This is a genomic window from Phormidesmis priestleyi ULC007, from assembly GCF_003003695.1.
In the GTDB taxonomy this organism is placed as follows: Bacteria; Cyanobacteriota; Cyanobacteriia; order Leptolyngbyales; family Leptolyngbyaceae; genus Phormidesmis_A; species Phormidesmis_A priestleyi_A.
The window spans coordinates 125,084-146,378 of sequence record NZ_PVWG01000011.1 but is presented as its reverse complement, the minus strand read 5'-3'; the positions used below and the strand labels follow the sequence as shown (position 1 = coordinate 146,378).

The window sequence follows — 21,295 nt, the reverse complement described above, 5'->3', positions numbered from 1 at the left end:
AGTTGATAAGGTCCGCCGTTGTAGAGCCACTCGTCTAATGAGGCGGCTTCCCAAATTGGGTAGAAGTGTAAGCCGATCGCGTTCGAGGAAGGAACGACCGCGCCAGAGATGATGTTGTTGCCAAACATCAAGGAGCCAGCGACGGGTTCACGGATGCCGTCAATGTCGACCGGAGGGGCAGCAATGAAGGCGATGATAAAGCAGATGGTTGCAGACAGCAGGGTAGGAATCATTAGGACTCCAAACCAGCCGACATACAAGCGGTTTTCGGTGGAGGTGACCCAGGAGCAAAACTGCTCCCAGAGATTTGCGCTTTCGCGTCTTTGAATGGTGGTCGTCATGGTGAATAATTACGGGTTGTGTGTTCCGAGTGGAACGGGATGTATGTCATTACATTAACCCCTTTGTTAAGCAATGTATACGATCATCTATACAGGTTCTCTGATGCTAGAGATAAGTAAGGCTTATATTTGAGCATTGTTTATGTCGAGACGCTATTCATCGTCGATCGTGGCTGCTTGTCTCATGCGACTGAGAAAAGTCCGCAATCGATCGCTCTGAGGGTTAGTCAGCACCTCACGGGCAATTCCTTCTTCAGCAACGCGACCTTGATCAAGAAACATCACTCGGTCTGCAACGTCACGGGCAAACTGAATCTCATGAGTTACCACAACCATTGTCATTCCATGTTCTGCTAGGGTCTGCATCACCTCCAGCACTTCCCCGACTAGTTCTGGGTCGAGGGCACTGGTCGGTTCGTCAAACAGCATTACCTTCGGTTCCATGCAAAGACTGCGGGCGATCGCAACTCGCTGTTTCTGTCCCCCAGACAATTGTTCTGGATATACCGCCGCTTTGTCTAACAAGCCCACCTGACTAAGATAGTGTTGCGCTCGTTCTCCGCTCTCAGAGTGCGACTGACCTAAAACTTGGCGAGGGGCAAGCGTTAAATTATCTAGCACACTGAGATGGGGAAACAAATTGAACTGCTGAAAAACCATGCCCACATTCGATCGCAATTCCCTGAGCTGTTTGTGGGTCAGGCTCGTTTGAGAAAGATTCATCTCGTTGACGATGATCTCCCCGCGATCAATGACTTCAAGTCGATTGAGACAGCGTAGCAGCGTACTTTTGCCGCAGCCTGACGAGCCAACAACGGCTAATACTTCTCCTCGATTTACATAGCCGCTAATGCCCCGTAAAACTTTTAGGGAACCGTAGTTTTTCTCAACTTGTTCAAATTGAATCACGCGGGAAGAATTCATAGCAGCTTTCATGTCAAAGAAGAATATTGGACTCTAGACAGAGTTATGATCGCGCTCAAATACCTCATTCTAGAGAGATCTGCATTGTTCGCGCTCCCCACTAATAGAGATTTTTGTCATGATTCAGTTTCGAGGCACCCGATTTCTACGATCGCTGCTGTTGAGTTTGCTGTGTGTCTTGATCATCGGTGGCGTGGGCAGAACGCAAGAGAAACCAGTGTTAACGGTTGCCATCGAGCCTGTTTTTGCCCCGTTTGAATTTAGGTCACCCAATGGTGAAATTCAGGGATTTGACGTGGATTTGATTCGGGCGGTGGGTGAGGCAGCAGGATTTGGGGTTGAGTTCCGCAACATCACCTTTGATGGCATTATTCCTTCTTTGCAAGCAGGCACGGTGGATGCAGCCGTTGCCGCGATGACGATTACAGAAGCGCGATCGAAGGCGGTTTCTTTTTCGCGACCTTACTTTAAAGCCGGACTCGCGATCGCAGTCAGGAAAGGAACTCAAGGCATCAAGACCTTGGATGATTTGAAGGGGAAAACGATCGCCGTTCAGATTGGCACAACCGGAGCAAAGACGGCTCAAGCGATTCCTGGCGCTAAAATTCGCACGTTTGATGCCGCAGTTTTAGCCCTTCAAGAACTGAAAAATGGCAAAGTAGATGCGGTAATCCAAGATTCGCCAGTGACGTTATATGCCATCAAAACAGGTAATCTTGAGGGCATTGAAGTCGTGGGGCAACTGCTAACGGAAGAGTTTTATGGAATTCCGCTGCCGCTCAACTCTCCGAACTTGTCGCGAGTCAATCGAGGGCTTACCACCATCTTGCAAAACGGGACTTACGCTCAGATTTATCAGAAGTGGTTTAATGCCCAACCGCCTCAATTACCAGAATCTGCATTTGCCAATGCTCAGACGGCTCAAAAAAAGCCACCATTGGGATCGCTAAGTCTGATTCTGAGCGCACTCCCAACCTTGCTCAAAGGCACCCTGATTACGCTTCAACTCGCTGCTGTCTCAGTGTTTCTAGGATTAATTGCAGGTTCACTGATTGGAATTGCTCGTCTATCTACCATTAAACCTCTAAGCTGGGCAGCGAGAGCTTACATCGAGTTCTTTCGAGGAACGCCTCTGCTCGTGCAGATCTTTATGATCTATTTTGGGCTTCCACCCATCTTTCAATCGATCGGGTTGAGCTTCACGTTTAATCAGTTTACGGCAGCGATCGTTGCCCTTAGCTGCAATAGTGCAGCTTACATTGCAGAAATTGTCCGAGGGGGAATTCAGTCGATCGAGACGGGTCAATCTGAAGCCGCGCAGTCTTTAGGATTAGACTCTGTGCAAACGCTGCAATACGTAATTTTTCCCCAAGCAGTTCGACGGATGTTGCCGCCTTTAGGAAACACATTTATCAGCTTGCTCAAAGATACAAGTCTAGTCGCGGTGATTGGCTTTGAAGAAGTATTCCGACAGGGAAATTTAATTGTCGCCGAGAACTATCGCCCCTTTGAAATCTATGCAGCAGTTGCATTCATTTATCTAGCGTTAACGCTGCTTTCATCGCAAGGGTTCAGCTTTTTAGAACACTGGATGGACCCCGCAAAGCGGCATCAATCTGTGAAACATTAACACGGTGGCATTAATTATTTCTTGAGTTGGGGTTTGCTTGCCCTTGCAGAGAGGAACGATCGCGCCACAGCGTAATCGAGTTGTTAATCGGCTGTAGCTGTGCGCCCGGAAAATAAAAACTCAGAATGCGATCGCTCGTCCAGCCCAGTTTTCCTAAGTTGTAGGAACCTACCTGACTTAACCCAACGCCATGCCCCATACCGCCTCCAACAAATGCGTAACCTTTAAGCGCTTTATTTTTGTCTACCAGCGGCTCTAAATAAAACAGCAAGCTGGCAGGTGCCTCAAACGCATTTAACACATCATCTTTTTCTAGCTCGATCGTGCCTCGATCGGTCGTGACGGCTAGTTTTAGAACTCGTCCACCTAACGATCGCTGTGTCACCTGCAAGTTCCGAATCGTTTTAAAGCTGGCGAGAGAATGTTGAACGCTCTTTAAGTAAGAGTGAAGCTCTTGATTTAACTGAGCCAACGTAGTGTCATAACGCCAACGAAACATATCGGTGCCATCTTCGTTAAAGCCTTTCTTTTGACTGATAAAAGCGCGCAAATTCTGTTCGTTTGACAGACTGCGATTCTTTAAATCCCAAACCGGGTTAACAGAATCGATCACTGCACGCAGATAAGGACGATCCCAACCGCGCCAAACATCGCCAAAAGCAGCCGTTACGCCACCCGTTGTTGAAGAGTAAAGCGCATCGACCAACTCATTTTGATAAGTGAGAACCTGACCGCGCGTTGCCGCGATCGCTTGATCCGTTGCCGGAACCGCTCCATCAATTCCCCAATAAACCTGGCATTGAGTCGTGGCACACAGTTGATAATTGTCGATCGCAAATCGTCGCAGATTTCTCAATACATAAGTGCGGGCAAGAATTGCCTGAGCTTCTAATACAGGTTGAGGTGCCCAGCCGCCAATCTCGTGAGGGACAACTCCCCGCACATACGTTTCTAACGGCACCACATTGACGAGCGTAGAGTTGCCGTAAGCATTGGGCTGTAGTCGCAAACTCCCGGCGTAGGTGTGACTCGGCTGATCGTCTTTTTCGCGATCGACTCCAATCTGACCGTTTCCAGCCGTGATATCTAGCTGGTCTCGCGTGTAGCGATAGCCATTTAACACAAAAGACGGGCGCGGCACCTGTTTGAGAATTTGGGTATCAATCCGGGCAGTTTGGATGCCTTTTGCTTGCAAACTTTGCACTAATAACCGTCGTAATAGCGGCGTATTGTAGGTACTGCGTTTTGCCCAAACCTGCCAGCGATCGGGTTGAGCCAATTCAACTTCAATGCCTTGGGCGTGCCACTGTTCAGCCTTTGCTTCTGCCGTCTCAAAACTGCGATGGGTGCTGAAGACCACCCGTTCTTCAACCTGAGCCTCTGGCAAAGATTGCATCACAGTTTCTAGCTTCAGGCTCGACGTAATTAGGGTTTGCGGCTTACCGTTGGTGTTAAACCGCAGAGTCAGGCGATCGCCCGGAGCCGCCTTTAAGGTCATCACATCTTTGGCTTTGTCTCCAAACCGTTGCACCACGCCAATTTGTAGCTCTACATCAGTGGCAGCTTTGACCGGGCGAGTTGCAACAGTCAGACAGAGAGCAGTCAGTGCTGCGATCGACAGCCGATTAAAGGTGATTAAAGTCCTGATCACGGTAGCTCCTCGCTCGTGCAGAAATGGTAAGCGGTTCTCTGTCTAAAGATATACGTTTTTGATTGTAATCGTCTTATGGCGTGTGAGCGATTAAGCGTTTACAGAAATCAGAAGTTCAAGGATCAACTCGACGAGGTAGCGCTCATCGCTTACTGGCATTCAGGATGGTGAGTCCGACAATTTCATCATCATCGTCATAGCGAATCACAATGTCACTATCTGTCAACTCGCTATCACTAGCAGATTTTGGTGGGCTGTAGAAGTCAATGTAGAGAACATCAGCTTCTGAGTCGTAAAGCAAAAGGAACGGGCGTTTGGGCAAGCCTTGTAATACAGGCAAAAACTTGAGATAGTCTTGCGCTTCTTGAAAATTGGCTATGGCCATAGTTGCTGCCTTCTATTGAGAGAATTGATTCTTCGAGTTGGAAACGCAGTGATCACAAAACCATCCTCATTTTCCTCTCGATAAACGACAACCAACCATCGATCGGGTTCTAGTTCTCGCAGTGCCATTAACGCACCTTCGTTGCCTGCAAGGATGCGATCGGGTTTAGAAAGGGTATCGAGAACAAACTGTTGCTTATCTGCCAGAATGGTGTGTCGTTCAACGATATGTTCCCACCGTTCATCGGGTAGTCGAATGGTAATACCATTGCGGGAAAGGGCGATCATGTTTCTTTTGTACCGATACGCGATCGCAAGTGTCGCTCCTTTAGTTTAAATCCCCGTCGCCTCGGTGCTGCCTGCGATTTTCGGATTGTAGATTTAGAGAGCGATCGCCTTGTGGAGTGGATTTTGGAACAGCGATCGCCGTTGGACTTGTTGTATTTTTATGGAAGGCGATCGACCCATCCACATCAGCTATGCTTCTCAACACAAGCGAAATATTTGGGCGTTTACAGCAAAAGGTTTACCTACTAGACAAAGCATAAAAGCCTGGATAGAGCAAGCTAAGATGTTAGATAGCTCCTGTCTCGATTCATTCTTGCTGAGTTAATCACATACATTTTTCGACTAAATTTGCCGATAAGGAGCAGCATGATAGAGGTAAGAGCAAAGATAAGTGGAAAAGAAAACGCCAGGGCAGATTTGGGTGAAGCAAGATCAAAACCTGCTTGGTTAAAAAACCAGCACTTTCTACCTTTTCAGATGCTTAGTCCAGATGAGTTTGAAATCTTCTGCTATCTACTGTTGCTGCGCGAAAATCCGCAAGACAACATCTATTACTATGGAAAAACAGGTGATGCTGGTCGAGATATAGTTTGGCATAAAGATGATGGTTCTATAGAGCTTATTCAGTGCAAACGTTATCAAATCAACGTAAGTATTAATGAAATTCGCACTGAAATTGCAAAGCTATATGTCAATTGCCATAAACAGGTGATTCCTGAAAAGCCAACCAGCGTAGTTTTTTATGTTGTTCCAGATCTAACTGCACCTGCCCAAGATCTTATACTTCATGCCGTAAAGTGGCTCGAAATTGCTGAAGATGTGTTGAAAAGTTATTTGAAGAAACAATTCAGCAGAGAATTGCTTGAATTTGCTCTAACTTGGAGACCAGCACTCTCTAGACAAACAGCTATTGAATTAACGGAGAGAGCAAAAAAGCATCAAACTCTAATAGAGGAATTCTTTGGCTACCAAAAGGTTATTGATACAACAGTTCTTGACCAATTCCGACATGAAGTGCTTGAGGAATTTAGAAAGACTCAAGCACTTCTTTTACAACCAAAATCACCAAACGCTTCAGTTGCTCTTCAGAGTCTGCTTGTTAAAGCAGAAGAAGAAAACCTAGGACTTAGCTTCTCTATTAGTCAAACTTCTCAGAGTAGTACCGTCATTTTGACTGCTAAACCATCTGCTGGAGCAGTTCAGTTTGCAAGTTTGGTTTTTTCAGATACGGAATCGGGAAGTAGAGGTTTAGAAAAATTCAGGCTATTGACAGAAGAAGGTAGACTGATTGAGCTAGAGCCGGATGAATACAATTGGCAATGGAAAATGAGATTACCTGAAATAGGCTCACCTCCTTTTAGGCTAACAACACTCAAGTTGATTCCCAACGTTCCTGAATATCAAATTCCCTGTCGTGTCGAGGTTTTACAGGGTAATGAAGTTATTTGCACGGTTCCCTTTACTTACTTTCGTATCTTAAGGATTGGAACAAAAGAAATAGAATTTTGCATAATTGGTGGACAGTTGCAAGGAGAACTATCATTCGTCTCTTCTTTCGAGAGAAACAATACTCTTCTCACTTACAAAGGATTCAGTCTATGCTCTATCCCGGTAAAACAAGCCAAATCTGCTATAGAGTTAATGCTGGCACTTCACACACACGGCAAATTAAGGGTGATTTCATTAAAAGACGAAGATGTTCTGATAAAAGATGTAGAAGCTAATGAAAAGAGTAGTAACTTTGCTAAGGAAGAGTTTGAAAATGCATTTAGATTTCTTGAGAAACTGGACAAAGTTAATCAGGCTTTTAACCTTAACATTTTATATCCAGAGGATATGTCTGCTGAGATAGAAGAACAAGCAGATGTAATAGTGAACGCTATAGAGAAGGGGAAAGTTGAACATACCGAAGGTACGGTTTCCTTGTTCTACACACCTAAGCAAGCTTTGGAAGTTTTAGAATCTTTTGAGAGTAATGGAAATTTTGAGCTTACCCTAACAGCAGAAACACAATACTCTCTCCTGGATCAGAAATTAGACATGGGAGAAACTGAAGTAACACTTATAGGTGTTTCTCTTATTGAAAATGCTGAACTAAGTAGAGCAACTTTTACGGAAGCGCAGAACTCAGGATTAGAAAAAGTAGATATACGCCTTAGATACAGCGGATCTATAGAGAAATATTGCCGTTGGTTTAAAGAAGATAATCAATAACTCCGCCGCAAGCGGACGGCGTATGAGACAACCACTTTTTAGCACTTCTTACGCCTCAAGGGGCAGGAAATCTACCCTTGATGAGATTAAAATATTTGCAACTCATAGTCATAACGAGTATGATATAGAGGCAAGGCAACTAAGAACACGATGGTTAGAATTCAGGAAGTCCCGATTAACCAGATTCGTCGTCCGCTCTTTCGACAAAACGATCAGGAAAAAGTCGCTGCACTCATGACCTCGATCGCTGAAATTGGTTTACAAGAACCCATTGATGTCTTAGAAGTAGACGGTCAATATTATGGGTTTTCGGGCTGTCACCGCTATGAAGCGTGTAGTCGTTTGGGGCATGAGACAATTTTGTGCAGAGTTCGCCGTGCGCCGCGATCGATTCTGCAAAAACATCTAGCCTAAAGTTGAGTCACTTTCAATCACACATTACTAACTAAAGAAACCCTATGCCTACTAAAACTTCTGGTATGCCTATTGACCTTGGCATTGATCCCCAAAAGCGCCAAGAGATTGCCGAAGGTCTATCGCGTTTGCTTGCTGACACTTATTCGCTCTATCTCAAAACTCACAACTTCCACTGGAACGTGACTGGGCCGATGTTCAACACCCTTCACCTGATGTTTGAGACTCAATATACCGAGTTAGCGCTTGCCGTAGACTTAATTGCAGAACGCATTCGATCGCTGGGCTTTCCCGCTCCTGGCACCTATAGCGAATATGCAAAACTTAGCTCGATCGAAGAAACTCCGGGCGTTCCCAAAGCTGAAGAGATGATTCGGCTGCTCGTGCAAGGGCAAGAATCTGTCGTGCGAACCGCCCGATCGATCTTCCCAGTCGTAGATGACGCAAATGACGAACCCAGCGCCGATCTCCTGACTCAGCGGATGCAAATTCACGAAAAAACTGCCTGGATGCTCAGAAGTCTGCTGGAATAGCGACGAGTTTTGAGCTATGAGTTAGAGAGTTAGTCTGCAACTCATAATGCTATGAATCGTCATCTAAATTACACCTCTCAGTTGCAGGATTTGATGCGATCGAGAGGTGTTTCTACGTTTAAAGAACTCAGTCAAAAAGCAGGCATTTCTGAAAAACAAATCAGGCGGCTGCGGCAGGGTCAAATTGGTCAGATGCGGCTAGAAGCGCTCCAAAAACTTAGTCAAGCCTTGCAGGTGTCAATTGCCGATCTTCTGACTACCTTTCTAGAATCTGAGAAGGAACCTACGCAAAACTCTGCTTCTCTGCAACGCGAATATCAACGACTGCAATCCCAACTCGTGCAGCAGCGAGAAGATCTCTGGCAAGAATTCCAGCAAACGAGCCTTCAAACCCTAGAGCCGTGGCTGTTGCAGTGGTCAGCCGCCACTTACGCAGCCCAACAAAATCCTCAGTTGAGCGCTGCAAAGCTATTGCCTTTGATGCGTCCGATCGAGCAACTTCTTCAACAGTGGGGCATCGAAGCGATCGGCGCAGTCGGCAGCGAGATTCCTTATGATCCCCATCGTCATCAACTGATGAGCGGCACTGCTGAATCGGGAGTATTAGTTCGAGTGCGTTATGCGGGCTATCAACAGCACGATCGTTTACTCCATCGCGTCAAAGTTGGCCCAGTCTTGTAAATCAGTCTCGTAGTCCAAGTCAAGAGTTCGCTCTTAAAAAACTCGACCTATTCATCCTAGCGTTGCAGAAGTCTTGATCCCTTGGTTAAAAAAGTTCTGCCGTAGTGTTTCATTAGATGTATAGTTTTCCTATTCTTAATTTTTAAGTAAGTACATGCTGAAACGTTTTCGCTCGTTGAGTTTGATCATTGTTCTAGGAAGTTTAACCCTCGCATCAACTGCCGATGCTGGGCTGTCTAGCACCTTAACGGCTGAAGTAGGCGGGTTGAGAAATCGCAACGGACAGCTTTGCTTTAGTGTGTTTTCAACGAGTCAAGGCTTTCCAACTAACGGCGCAAACGCAGTGCAGAAAAAGTGTGTGAAGATCACCACCAGCCCAATGAAAGTCGCCTTTAAACAATTGTCACCCGGACGTTATGCGATCGCCGTCTTGCACGACGAAAATAACGACAAACAGGCAAATCGAAATTTTTTGGGGCTGCCAACAGAAGGGTTTGGGTTTTCGAGAAACCCGACGATCGTGGCAGGCCCACCCAAGTTTACCGAGTCGGCAGTTTCTGTTGCAGGTCAAAATATAACAACCCAGATTCAATTAAAATACCTGTTGGGTCAGTGAATCGCTCCATACTATTTTTTTTAGCAGCAAATACAGACTCCATTGGGCTGATTAGAGTTCTCGACGCTTCATCCCTACGAGCGATGTTATCGGTATTTAGATTTGTTGCAATGGGAAAGTGAATCCGAACTGGAGTAGTGAATAAAATGCGTAAGTTAAACATTGGCTTAACAGAAGAGCAACGCAAAGGAGTGACTGAACTGCTCAACCAAGATCTGTCTAACACCTACCTACTGATTATTAAAACCAAAAAATATCACTGGGATGTGACTGGGCCTGAGTTTCGCTCACTCCATCTGATGTGGGACGAGCAATATCAGATTTTAAGCACAAGCGTAGATGCGATCGCTGAACGGGTTCGGATGTTGGGCGGCTTTCCGGTTGGCACGGCTGAAGGGTTCATAAAGTATTCCTCGATCAAAGAGCATACTGGTGACGTGCCCCCTTCTGATCAGATGGTGTCTAACTTGGTAGACGACCACGAGCAAATCATTCGCGGTCTGCGTGAACACATTGACAAATGTGATGAAGAATTTCATGACCAAGGCACCGCAGACTTTTTGACAGGCTTGATGGAAGGGCATGAAGAAATGGCTTGGATGCTCCGCTCCTTCATCGAAGGCAAAGCCATCCAACCCGATGGTCAACAAGCCCCTGCCAATCTTAAGTTTCCTGCGGGGGTCGGCAGCTAGTTAGTTGAGTTCTCTCACTGGTCAGTAAGTAGGCGTAATTAAACCTTAAAAGGGGATGAGCAATAAACTGTCTATCCCCTTTTCGCTTATAGAAGTGACGTAAGCATAAAGAGACGGGTCAAATTAGTCGGAAGCTCTCTGTTTAGACGCAACGGCAAGGCAGGACTAGAAAGCGATTGGGCATAGGCAGAAGTTAAGAACGGCGCGTAAGTTTTGGCTTCTGGACTTGCTTGTTTAATGAAAGCAAGGCTAACTCCTTGCAGCAGTCGGCGTAGCGGTTCAACGTCCTGACCGCGACGTTCTTTAACCAGCGTTCCCTGAACGATCGCGCCGCCAAAACTAGTGGGGTCACTAACGCTCAAGTGCGTACTTCCGATCGCAGTTAATAAATATTTTGGATTAGGTAACTGAGCAAACGGCTGAAGCTGTTGGCTAAATGCCGGAGCCAGCGTGTCATCAGTTCCGGTCAGAATCAGGGTAGGTGTTGCCACCTGCGACAGACCCGACTTGCCAAAAATCTGTCCGATCGCCGGGTTGAGAGCGATCGCTTGCCCAACTCGTGGATCTCGTAGGCTGAGACGATGCTCTGATAACCCCGTTGCAGCACATTGCAACCAGTCAGCCGGGACGCGCTGCAACAAATTGCTGCTCTGACAAAACTGGCGCAACTGATCTAGGTTTAGTTCTGCACCCGCTAATGCCAGCGCTTCATAGCCTCCCAAAGAATGCCCAATCACAGTTACTTGTTGAGTGTTGAGCTTGCCTTGAAGCGAACCTGATTCCTGATTGAGCCGAGTCAGTTCGTCCAAAATAAAGCGAATGTCTTGGGGACGATCGATAAACTCTTTCGCAGGAACCAGTTGATCGAGATTGAGCGAAATCGGCGAACTATTGCGAGACGTAGAAGGATGTTCGATCGCGGCCACAGTCAAACCGTGTGATGCCAAATGACGAGCCAGATAGGCTAAAAACTTTCGGTTTGCTTCAAATCCCGGCACCAGCACTACCAGCGAACCCTGCGTTTTTCCGCTCCAATAAAGATCGACGGGCAAACTGCGATTTCTGGCACGATCGTAGAGGGTAAGCGTCTGTTGCTGCACCAATTCCGCACCCAGAGCAGCGGGATCAAAACTCGATCGAAAGTCGGTGCCTTCAGTCTTTAGACTCCGCTCTAGCAATGAGCTAACCGCTTGACTTTTCCAATAAGAAAAATTGAGCTGGGAGGCAATTCCGATCGCTTGCGAAACGTCGATTGTCACGGTTTCTTGCGGGATCGCTTTGAACACTGCGATCGCATCTAGCCCATTTGCTTGTCGAGCCGCCAACCAAAAGCCCGCTTGAATTTGCTCAACGGTTAGCTCTGGCACCGCTTTCTGCAACGACGATAAAAGCTGCCTTCCTGAAGGCGACTTCAACAGGTCATTAACGATTTGCTCGCCAAAATTGGGGTCTAGCTGCAAGCGACTCGTGAGCAATTTTCGCACTTCTGGGGTCAGCACAGGTGCATAAAGTTGCAGCGTTGAGGAAACTTCTCCCGTTTTTGCGAAGCGTTCTAAATCTCCAATAGACACTGACTGCTCAAATGGGCCCAGGCGCAAATTTAACCGTTCTGCCGTCAAACCCGGTGTTGCAGCTCCGACAGCCAGCGCGATCGAGAGACTGCTAAACAAACTGTAGGAGAAGGGGTTCAGAAATTGAGGTAATCGTTTCTGTCTTTCTACGGATCTTAGGGATCGCTTCACAATTGTCGTCCTGTGCCAGTGCGTCATTCAACAGCTTAATTGTAGAACTGACACAAATTCTTCGCCCAGGTTCCCACGCGATTAGAAGCATTTCGCTCGATCGGCAAGCTCTAATCGTCTAAAAGCTCTACAGCTCCACCTATCACACCAGATTGAAGTGGATTGACTTGATCACGCTCAGTTCTGACCCATGTTTTCTGAGGACGAATCAGAAAATTAAAGTAAAGCGGAACCTTCCAGAGAATGTAGAAGGGGATCGCAAGTAGCTCACGTAGAGGCAGATCAGCCCGCCCAAACTTTGCCCACGCTGCGAAAATTGCACTGATCAGGACTAGCCCTGTGATCGCCAGCAAACCCGTTGGTATCCAGGATGCGCCAAAACACGTCGCTACCAAGGCACTTAAGCTAAATCCTATCCACAAGACCACCAGCAGAGAGAGTGGAGGAACGCACAGATCTAGGGCAAGGGCTAACAGATCGAAACGTCTTTTCTGCAACGCAGCTTTTAGCAACACAGGAACATAAGTCAAGATCGATTGAAGATGTCCATGCTCCCAGCGAGTTCTCTGAGTTTCAGCCGCTTGATCATGTTGCGGCAGACGACCCGTTACATTGGCATCTGAGCAAAAAACAGGGGCATATCCAGCGATCGTCAAATCTAAGCCGAGTTTCATATCTTCGACAATATGACTACTTGCTAAGTCAACCGAGCCAATGACCGACCAAGGAAACGCCATGCCTGTGCCCGTGAGTAAGCAGGGCAATCCCAAGCGCCCAAGCCCACTGGGACGAACCAGGTTTTTCACCTTGAAGGCAAAGGCAGAAATAGAATGCTTAGGGCTTGCGGAGGACGGCTGTTCCATCAAATAGGTTGCCTGCATCGGTCGTCCTGTCGCCAGCGCCCTCTGGGTCAGGGTTTCGATTGCTTTTGGCTCAACCTGGCAATCGGCATCAACGATCACAACCACATCAGGCGGGTCAGTTTCAGTAAAGCGCAATCCATAATCCAGGGCATAGCCTTTGCCGATGCGAGTCAAATCTTGACGCTCAATGACGATCGCACCTGCTGCACGGGCGACCTCTGCGGTTGCATCACTACAGTTGTCTGCAATGACTACGAGGCGATCCTGCTTTTTTAAGATGGCTAACAGCCCAACTAACGTAGACCGAATGCCCATTGCTTCATTGTGAGCAGGCACCAGCACCACAACTCTAGTATCTTGCCAAAGACATTGATCTGTGGGAAGGGATGTTGGGAAAAGAGCGGCAATGCACTCAGTCAAAAGAATAAGGCTCAGAAATAGAATGCCAAATGCACCGACGTATAGAACAGTATCAACTCCCAAAATCAAAAGCTGACTCATTGACATTAGTGATCACCTCGATCGATTCTTAAAATAGATTTAAATCTAGAGAGTCATGAGCAAGCAGACTCTACTTAACTTTTACCTGATTCTCTAAAGAGAGTAGACAATTGCAAGGGGGAAATCACGAGTCTCAAGTCTAAGATTTCTAGGACGTTCTATAAACCTTTTAGCTTATGGTCGCAAATCGCCCCTTCAGTAGACTGGGGTTGATCAAGCAGAGATTGTTTCTCGTAAGACCAGGGGTTTTGATAGAGCTTGAATCGCTGTTTAATGATCAACCAAAAAAACGGTAAGTCGTCAACAATGTATCGCTTCCAAAGTCTTTTAGGTTCACAGAGAGTTCTATGAAGCCACTCTAAACCTACCTGGCTCATCCACTTGGGCGATCGTTGAATGTTGCCTGCTTCAAAATCTATCGTCGCACCGATTGCGAGAAAGAGTTTAACGTTTTTTAGTTGATCTTTATATCTAGTGAGCCAGAGTTCTTGCTTAGGAGCGCCAACTCCGATCGCTAAAACGGTTGCTCCAGACTGATCAATCAGATCAATAATCTTCTGGCACTCTTCTTCATCTTTCTCAAAACCAAAAGTGGGAGAATACGAAGCAATAACAATATCTCGACCCACTTTCAAATTAATCTTTTTCTGAGCTTGCTTTGCAACACCTGGAGCCGCTCCTAGCAAAAAAACTTTGACGTTTTTGTCGTGCTTGTAATAAGTATAAAAAGCTGGAAAGAGATCTGAACCTGAGAGCTTTTCTGGGAGAGGCGTACCTAAAAAGTTAGATGCATAAAGCAAGACTTGGCTATCACAAACTCTGTAATCACTCCCTTGATAAGCTAAATAGAAGTCTTTATCTTTTTGCAGCTTGATGAGATGATCTACATTTGTGGTAAAAACAACACCACCGAAACGCAGTTTGTCTAGCAACTCAAGCATTGTGATGTTGTGGAGACCAATATTGAGTAATTTGACCTGTCCCATCGCACCCATCCTAAAATCTTCTATTACTATTCTTGAAGCACTAAGCTGAGAGCAATTAGGGCTTCTACTAAAAATTTGAGTAGCACAACCTACTTATGCGGCATACATTGAAGCATGGAAAGCTTTATCAAACTCTGGCTTTATGTTTCAGAAAACTCAGGAGTAGGGAAGCAGAAGTCGTTACACACCCATCCCTTGACCTCAGCCAGTACTCAGGAAAATTGCTCGATTTTGCTTATGTCTAAGTAGACTCGGTACGTACAATCTAAGTGGGTCTGTAAGGGAAGTCAACCTGCATATCTGCATATTTACTGAATCTTTATCTACAGTGTCAGTTGCTTTCTTGAAAACAAGTCGTGAAATCACGTATGATGCCAGGTCGTTTTAAGTAGGTAGTCAAAATTACTTAGACTCTTAAGGAAACTCAATAGTCTTAATTGTCAACCAACAAGTTTCAAGTGTCTTAAGCTGTCCTAGGAAATGATTATTAATACATCTACCTTTAGAGATACTTTAGAAGTAGATGTGTTGCTTTATTTACCTGCTGAACCACTCCAGCTTCAAAGCTCAATCGGCGGCTTCTAACGATCGGAAGACGCTAAACCTACCAAGCTAGTATTGACTTAACAGTAACTATCTCTGTATTTGACTTTTTTACTTGTCCACAAAGAGAAGTATCTTTAGCTAAAACGTTAGGGTAATAATTGCAGAACTAAAGGCGCTTATAGTTAATAAATGTAGAAAATCAATTGAGATTTTTAAACGCTATGGCTTTGAAGTATTCTTGCATCTAACATGTCCAAAATCTTGCTATCTTGGGCTGGCTCAAACTTTCTCGCAAAATGAATATCGTCTTGAATTAACACTGGATAATCTTTAGCACTGAGTGTACGAGGGCGACTGCTATCATCTGCACTGGCAAAGTCAAGATAACGCTTGCAGTCATTACAAAAATTGAACTGCCCACTGTTCATTAAGATGGTTTGTATAAATGACTCATTAGGGCACACCGTCCTTCGATAATATTCAACTACTTTCGGGTTTTCTTGAAAAAAATCGTATAGATATCTGACACATTTGCTGGAAAGAGCGTGATAGTAAGAGCCGCCGTAGCATAAGAATTTTTCATTAAATATCGGTAAGTGAGCATTAGCGCCCACCATCAAACAGTCGTAGATTGAAAAAACTCTTAGAAAAGGCTGAACTCTTTCGATCGCGAGTTCCAACCGACCCAGCACTTTGCCTTGAAGTGTCTGCTTAGAGATCACAAGGCCCGATCGCCAATACTGATATAAGTAGCGGTTACGTCCTTCCCGACTTCCCCAAGGATTTTCTTTAGTATCAGAAAAGGCTTCAAAATAGTTGAGGAAGCCATCATAGCGGGTCAGTTCTAAAAACTTCTCAATGACCGAAAGTGGCTGAGTTGGATAATCTTGACCAGAAAGATTAATCACCCAATCAAACTGAGTCTGATGAGCATAAGCCCACTCGATCGCGTCTAGATAACCCTGAAGCATTGAGAAATCTCCACGTCCTCCTTTACCTTCGAGCTTAAGCACTTGAGCGCCCAAACTTTGCAGTGGCTCCACATCTAAATGACTGACTGTATAGTCATGACTGATGATAATTTCCGAAGCTGAACTAGACGTTTTGATAATCTTAGCTAGGCGATAAATTTGTTCAGGATCTTTGAATGTTTGGATGATGTAGAGTATTTTGGTCATGGCACAGCTTCTAGAATTTATCTAAACAATTAAGCTAGCTGCTTAGGGAGTTTTAGGATTCAGCTCACAGCAGAAAGGATATTTCTATGTAGAATCAATCCAGATTATTTAAGCTCGTATTGAAGAATTCGATTCTGTTAATTCGTCTTTGTTCTCTTAACCATTAACTCTTCAACCTGTTCATAAAAACACTGAGGCAAAAGCTTAAGCACATAAGCAGCCCCTAGAGTCATCAGAGTGCGACGCGGCTGTTCTAGAATCATCTGCCAGTAATTCGATAGAGCACGATGCATCAGATTTGTAGCTGTCGAACCTGACTTCATTCGGACTGCGCTCCGAGCTAGATATCGCAGAGAATAGGCTCTAGCTGGCTTCTCCCACTGATCCATCAATTCTGGGGCATAAGTGCGAGTTTTCTCAATCACCTTCTCTAGAAAATCTAACTGATTGAGCAGGTTGGCAGACAAGCCTCCTGAGTTAACTCGGTAGAGCGTTAGGGCATCAGGAATTCCGGCGATTTGCCACTCAGTCTGAATTGCAACCCGTAACCAGCAATCAAGATCTTCCGCTTGCCGGAAACCTTCATCAAAGTAAAATGTTTCTTCGCTGCCGTTAAGATTGCCCTTAAAAGCGATCGCTGCCATTGTTTCCCGTCTCAAGATGGCTGCCGAACCATTCCCGATCGGATTATCTATCAGCAAATCGGACGGCTCAATCTGCTGCAATTTTGGCTTCGTATAGGTTCCTAGAGAAGTTCCAGCTTCATCAATAAACTCAGAACGACTGAAGCTGACTCCAACGTTGGGAAATTTCTCTAAGTGATCAATGTGCTTTTCTAATTTATTGGGTAGCCAGAGATCATCACCATCTAGTAAAGCTAGATAATCGCCTTGGGCATGACGAATCCCTGTATTTCTAGCGCCTGCTAGACCTCGATTGATTTGATGAATCATTTTGATTCGGGGATCAGTAAACTGTTTGCACACTTCAACACTGCGATCAGGAGAGCCATCGTCCACAAGCAGCAACTCAAAATTCTGATAGGTTTGCTCCAACACAGATAGAACCGTGTCAGCGATATAGCTCTCAACCTGGTAAACCGGAATGATAACGGAGACTTTTTTCATAATTTCTGTAGCTCCTAATTCATGCTCGACTCTGTTTGATATGAGGGAACGTGTAGTAAGTTGCCCAAAGCGTAAACAGCGGCATTGAGATCAGGTGCACAATCAGAACAGCAGACGCAACTCCGACTGCTTGCCACTGTACCCCAATCATCAAAGCACCGATAAATAGGGTCGTAAACAGAACATCCCAGCGCAAAACCAGGTGAGGTTTACCAGAAGCAACCAGCAGTTGGGAGGCTGCCTCTGCAAAGGGGCGAGGCAGCGCTGACAGGCAAATTAAGATCAGGACTGGAATGGCTACAACCCACTTTTGACCAAAGACGATCGGCACATAGAACGGAGCCAGACTCACTTGCAGAAAAACAAGCGGAATGATGATGAGTGCGATCTTTTTAAGGCTACTAAAATAACGCTGTTTGAACTTCTCAAAATCTGACCGCACCTCGCAGAGATAGGGAAAGGTTGCGGTTCCTAATGCACTGATCACGCTCAAGCTGATTCCTAGACCTGCATTGAAACCAAAGTAGTAAAGCCCCAATGCTTCGATTCCTAGGAATCGTCCAACAATTAGATAATCTAAGTTGTTTCTCAGAGTCCTAAGAAGTTGTACACCCAGAATGTTTTTGCCGAAGCCGAGAATTTCCTTCCAATGCTTAGTAGTGAAGGCAGAGGTCGGTCGCCACTGATGACTCACCCAATAGATGTAAACGCCGACTGGGGCGGCTATCACCCACGGTAAGACGATCGCCCACACGTGGAAGTTCAAAAGTGCAAAAATAATCGTAAGAACGTGGCTAAGTGAATTCTGAATCACGTTATGAATAGCCGTAATCTTTAAATTATTATCTCGATGAATTCGGGCAAGTTTGACTGAGGAAAAGGGCCAAATTAAGTAAGGCAATCCTGCAACACAAATTAGCGGGATCAACGTGCTGTTGTTATAAACCAAGGAAATTGGGAAAGCAGCCAGACACTGAAGGAGAAATAGCCCGATAAACACAACCCAATTCAGCCAGTACCCAGAATTACTGAGTTCTTCTACCTCTGCTTCATCTGCCTGAATGATTTTTGAGTTTACACCAACATCAATAAACACGCGGGTAAACTCGGAGACTGCTGACACAATTGCTGCCAAGCCATAGTCACCAGGGCTTAGAAGACGCGCCAAAGCGACCGTTACTCCCAGTCGAACAAACCGGAGAATTAACTCAGAGCTGCCCAGCCAGCCAATATTACGGACAAATTGGCTAGAAAGTTGTTCCCTAATTTTGCCCCTAAATTGCTCTGCAAAACTCATGGTTGGTGACAACTGAATGGATAGGAAGGGTCTAGATTTGCCACTTAGTTATCTAGAGCGGTGGGCAAACAGTCAATGGACAGTAGCCTGACTCAGGTATCAACAGTGAACACTTCTCTGGTCTATTTACTAACTCAGGCTTCATGAGCCGTTAGGAGACTGAAAACTTTTCTTTCGGTTGAAATGCCATTCCGAGCATGAGCAAGCCAGGCCAATAGAGATAGGTCGGAGCTTCAATATCTGCACCATTTGTGCAGATGACTAGAAGAATGATCAAACTTAGCCCCAGCTTGGCAACCTTGTTATATTGGGCTTTCACCAATAAGTCTGCAAAACTCCAAGCTAAGGGTATCAAAAACGCAAGAAAACCAACAACTCCCTTTAGATAGAGAAGATCAGGCCACTGATTGTGGGTGCCGATCGGCATCCCTTCCACAGTTTCAGGCCCTCGTTCAGCGATAAACCCATGCCCCCAGATGGGTGCATCCTTCTCCCATCGAGCGATCGCGATGTCTGCCAATCTCTTTCTGACTCTCTCTGAACCTTGTCGGAAGCTTGTGAAGGTCGTCTCATAAAAAGTCTTCCAAGAGTCAAGCAGCAGTGGCGCGAACAGCCCTGTTAAGAAAGCTGTCACTCCTCCTGCAAGCCTGACGGGCCAGGTGAAACTGGTCAACAGCCATGTCAAGATAGGAACGATCACTAAACACAGGGTTGTCATTCTAGAGAACGAACCCACAACCATGATGGTTGAACCAAGCACTCCAGCCCACCGCCACCGCTTGTCAGATTCTTGAAGTGCTATCAAGAAAAAAACAGCCCCTACGATTCCCAAAGAATTTGCATAGGGTGTGAATAGGTTAAGCCGAAACTCGTTATCTATTCCACTCAGCGAAGGCGGAAACCCCAAAGGCGCAACAGTGTATGGCATCGGATCTCCCCGAAAGACATACCACCAAGGAGTGAGATAAGTAGGGAAGATGTTTGCTTTAGATGCTAAGTAGGCGAGCAGAGCCACCGGAATGCTCTGGATGCAAAGATGGCAAACAGCCCGATACACCAACTGTGGACGAATGTTAAGGCAACCAGCTAGCGGAAATAAAGCCATGAGGGCCCACGATCGCGTCCATGCCAATGAGCCTGAAGCTATTTTGATCGCTCCCAAATCGAAGTCTATGTGGGCTGCGATCACAGCCACCTCCATCAACGACATGGAGACAACCCACACCCAAACAGAGACAGGGATCACAATTCTGTTGGGCCAGGGCGTATCGGCATCTTGGTGCCACAGTTTATAACCTAGATAAATCACAAGAAGCCAGGCCAGAATGGGAATCCAGACATACATTGCCCCTAAAAGGGTAATCCCGTAAGTACCAACGATGGAGTACCAGACTAGCTTTTCTTCAAAATTCCGAGGGTTTATCACTTCTAGCCTCACTACATACGAAGTTAATTGAAGTTGAACGTTAACTTAGAGAACCGTGAGAACTAGATCTGTTGACTAGTCATATAACTTGTTCAGTCTAAGCGTCAAAGTGTTTAGAGTTGTCGTTTCTAGATGTTTTGAGGAACGATAAAATTGCATTTAGTTTCACTAGATTAAAAACACAGTTCAACGTTTTGAGGCTGCTACGAATGAGAATTTAGCGAAGGCTTGTTCAGCGATTTTTTAAGGTTGCTGACAAATTTGTAGGGCAAAAGCTGCATTAACACCAGCTTAATTGCTAACTTTTGAGTGTTCTTATCTAAAAGAATTTTGGGTTCAAGGCGAACTGCTTTCCTCAGCTTTTGACTAGCTTGGTTAACAGCAGCATCAGTCAATTCATAGCTGATATACTGTTGAGAAAAGTATCGGTAAGCACAAGCTAGACTGCGACTTTTAAGAGATTGAAACTCTGGTGGAACTGTTTGAAAGACCCTCGTGATGTGAGCCACAATATCTCTCTCCATCACATCCACTTTAGACGTTGCTGATTGAGATGAACGTAGGTAAATGATTTGATGCTTTGGCACTAAAACAAAAGTGCAGATAGCGGCTAATCGTATATAAAACTCCCAGTCTTCTGCATATTTTAGAGGGGCATAAAAATCGCCTACAGCCTCGACAAATTGCCTGCGGATTAGAACATTAGAGCCGTTGAGAATGAAGTTCTCAATCAGCAATTGAGGATAGACGTTACCCTCGTGAAAAACGGGTTCTTGTGCATATAAAACAGCGCCTTTCTCATCTACAAAGGTAGTCCAACTATAGGCAACTCCTGCTTCTGGGTTCCTTTGTAGAGCTTCTAGCTGAAGCTGTAATTTGTCTGGCATCCATAAATCATCAGCATCAATGAATGAGATGAAATCTCCGATCGCACGTTGAATCCCGCGATTGCGAGCGACTGAAACACCTCCGTTCTGGTATGAGAAAACCTTGAGCCGTGAATCTTGCAGTGTATTTGCTAAATCAACGGTGCGATCGGTTGAGCCGTCATCAATGACGATCAGTTCGATGTCGGAAAACGTCTGTTTTTGAACCGATTCAAGCGTCGCTAAGATAGTTTTCTCGGCATTGTAGGCAGGAATAATTACAGATACGATCGGCATAAATCTTGTTTCCTAGCACAAACAAACCCACTCGCGTCGGCTTAACCGATCAAGTTAGATGGCAGAACCTTAAGTTAAGAATTCAAGAGGTGATTGCT

General features: G+C 45.6%; 20 protein-coding genes and 1 pseudogene. 8 read left to right on the top strand and 13 right to left on the bottom strand.

Features of this window, described 5'->3' with window-relative positions; all coding sequences use genetic code 11:
• Both C7B65_RS12350 and C7B65_RS12345 read right to left on the bottom strand, forming a co-directional pair.
• Positions 1-341, bottom strand: a pseudogene (locus tag C7B65_RS12350) (photosystem II q(b) protein); the annotation flags it as partial.
• Between the two features lie 153 nt (positions 342-494).
• Positions 495-1,265, bottom strand: coding sequence for an amino acid ABC transporter ATP-binding protein (locus tag C7B65_RS12345; protein ID WP_073071457.1), 771 nt, complete (start codon positions 1,263-1,265; stop codon positions 495-497).
• Positions 1,266-1,383: 118 nt separating this feature from the next.
• Here C7B65_RS12345 and C7B65_RS12340 point away from each other — a divergent pair, with 118 nt between their 5' ends.
• Positions 1,384-2,895 carry an ABC transporter permease subunit gene (locus C7B65_RS12340; RefSeq protein WP_073071455.1) on the top strand — a complete coding sequence of 504 codons (1,512 nt, stop codon included), beginning with the start codon at positions 1,384-1,386 and terminating at the stop codon, positions 2,893-2,895.
• 10 nt (positions 2,896-2,905) lie between these two features.
• On the opposite strand, the gene C7B65_RS12335 is transcribed toward C7B65_RS12340, so the two are convergent.
• From C7B65_RS12335 to C7B65_RS12325, 3 genes are all read right to left on the bottom strand, one after another.
• Positions 2,906-4,546: a SpoIID/LytB domain-containing protein gene (locus C7B65_RS12335; RefSeq protein WP_223257366.1), complete on the bottom strand. Its 1,641-nt coding sequence runs from the start codon at positions 4,544-4,546 to the stop codon at positions 2,906-2,908.
• 142 nt (positions 4,547-4,688) lie between these two features.
• The gene (locus tag C7B65_RS12330; protein ID WP_073071452.1) at positions 4,689-4,931 is read right to left on the bottom strand and encodes a DUF2283 domain-containing protein; all 243 of its coding nucleotides are present in this window, start codon (positions 4,929-4,931) and stop codon (positions 4,689-4,691) included.
• Positions 4,922-5,218, bottom strand: a complete 297-nt coding sequence (locus C7B65_RS12325) for a hypothetical protein (RefSeq protein WP_073071450.1) — start codon at positions 5,216-5,218, stop codon at positions 4,922-4,924. Before C7B65_RS12325 ends, C7B65_RS12330 begins: the two co-directional genes overlap by 10 nt.
• A gap of 109 nt (positions 5,219-5,327) precedes the next feature.
• Here C7B65_RS12325 and C7B65_RS27390 point away from each other — a divergent pair, with 109 nt between their 5' ends.
• From C7B65_RS27390 to C7B65_RS12295, 7 genes are all read left to right on the top strand, one after another.
• Positions 5,328-5,543 carry a hypothetical protein gene (locus tag C7B65_RS27390; protein WP_143162048.1) on the top strand — a complete coding sequence of 72 codons (216 nt, stop codon included), beginning with the start codon at positions 5,328-5,330 and terminating at the stop codon, positions 5,541-5,543.
• Between the two features lie 41 nt (positions 5,544-5,584).
• On the top strand, positions 5,585-7,432 hold the full coding sequence (locus tag C7B65_RS12320; RefSeq protein ID WP_073071449.1) for a restriction endonuclease: 1,848 nt from the start codon (positions 5,585-5,587) through the stop codon (positions 7,430-7,432).
• Between the two features lie 150 nt (positions 7,433-7,582).
• A complete protein-coding gene (locus C7B65_RS12315) occupies positions 7,583-7,846 on the top strand; it encodes a ParB N-terminal domain-containing protein (protein WP_073071447.1) in 264 nt (87 codons plus the stop codon).
• 44 nt (positions 7,847-7,890) lie between these two features.
• Positions 7,891-8,379, top strand: coding sequence for a Dps family protein (locus C7B65_RS12310; RefSeq protein WP_073071445.1), 489 nt, complete (start codon positions 7,891-7,893; stop codon positions 8,377-8,379).
• 51 nt (positions 8,380-8,430) lie between these two features.
• Positions 8,431-9,060, top strand: a complete 630-nt coding sequence (locus C7B65_RS12305) for a helix-turn-helix domain-containing protein (RefSeq protein ID WP_073071444.1) — start codon at positions 8,431-8,433, stop codon at positions 9,058-9,060.
• 154 nt (positions 9,061-9,214) lie between these two features.
• On the top strand, positions 9,215-9,676 hold the full coding sequence (locus tag C7B65_RS12300; RefSeq protein ID WP_073071442.1) for a DUF2141 domain-containing protein: 462 nt from the start codon (positions 9,215-9,217) through the stop codon (positions 9,674-9,676).
• 146 nt (positions 9,677-9,822) lie between these two features.
• Entirely contained in the window at positions 9,823-10,368 is a 546-nt protein-coding gene (locus C7B65_RS12295; protein ID WP_073071440.1) for a Dps family protein, read from the top strand.
• An 86-nt stretch (positions 10,369-10,454) separates the two neighbouring features.
• On the opposite strand, the gene C7B65_RS12290 is transcribed toward C7B65_RS12295, so the two are convergent.
• From C7B65_RS12290 to C7B65_RS12255, 8 genes are all read right to left on the bottom strand, one after another.
• Positions 10,455-12,110 (bottom strand): alpha/beta hydrolase, encoded by a 1,656-nt coding sequence (locus C7B65_RS12290; protein ID WP_223257365.1) that lies wholly within the window; start codon positions 12,108-12,110, stop codon positions 10,455-10,457.
• Positions 12,111-12,220: 110 nt separating this feature from the next.
• A complete protein-coding gene (locus C7B65_RS12285; protein WP_219898506.1) occupies positions 12,221-13,474 on the bottom strand; it encodes a glycosyltransferase family 2 protein in 1,254 nt (417 codons plus the stop codon).
• Between the two features lie 158 nt (positions 13,475-13,632).
• The gene (locus C7B65_RS12280; protein ID WP_073071555.1) at positions 13,633-14,460 is read right to left on the bottom strand and encodes a WecB/TagA/CpsF family glycosyltransferase; all 828 of its coding nucleotides are present in this window, start codon (positions 14,458-14,460) and stop codon (positions 13,633-13,635) included.
• A gap of 758 nt (positions 14,461-15,218) precedes the next feature.
• Complete coding sequence (locus tag C7B65_RS12275) at positions 15,219-16,184, bottom strand: beta-1,6-N-acetylglucosaminyltransferase (protein ID WP_073071437.1); 966 nt, start codon at positions 16,182-16,184, stop codon at positions 15,219-15,221.
• Positions 16,185-16,321: 137 nt separating this feature from the next.
• Positions 16,322-17,311, bottom strand: coding sequence for a glycosyltransferase family 2 protein (locus tag C7B65_RS12270; RefSeq protein WP_073071435.1), 990 nt, complete (start codon positions 17,309-17,311; stop codon positions 16,322-16,324).
• 19 nt (positions 17,312-17,330) lie between these two features.
• Positions 17,331-18,608, bottom strand: a complete 1,278-nt coding sequence (locus C7B65_RS12265; protein WP_073071434.1) for a lipopolysaccharide biosynthesis protein — start codon at positions 18,606-18,608, stop codon at positions 17,331-17,333.
• A 151-nt stretch (positions 18,609-18,759) separates the two neighbouring features.
• A complete protein-coding gene (locus C7B65_RS12260; protein ID WP_083582876.1) occupies positions 18,760-19,953 on the bottom strand; it encodes an O-antigen ligase family protein in 1,194 nt (397 codons plus the stop codon).
• Between the two features lie 284 nt (positions 19,954-20,237).
• Positions 20,238-21,197 (bottom strand): glycosyltransferase family 2 protein, encoded by a 960-nt coding sequence (locus C7B65_RS12255; protein WP_073071432.1) that lies wholly within the window; start codon positions 21,195-21,197, stop codon positions 20,238-20,240.
• Positions 21,198-21,295 lie beyond the last annotated feature (98 nt).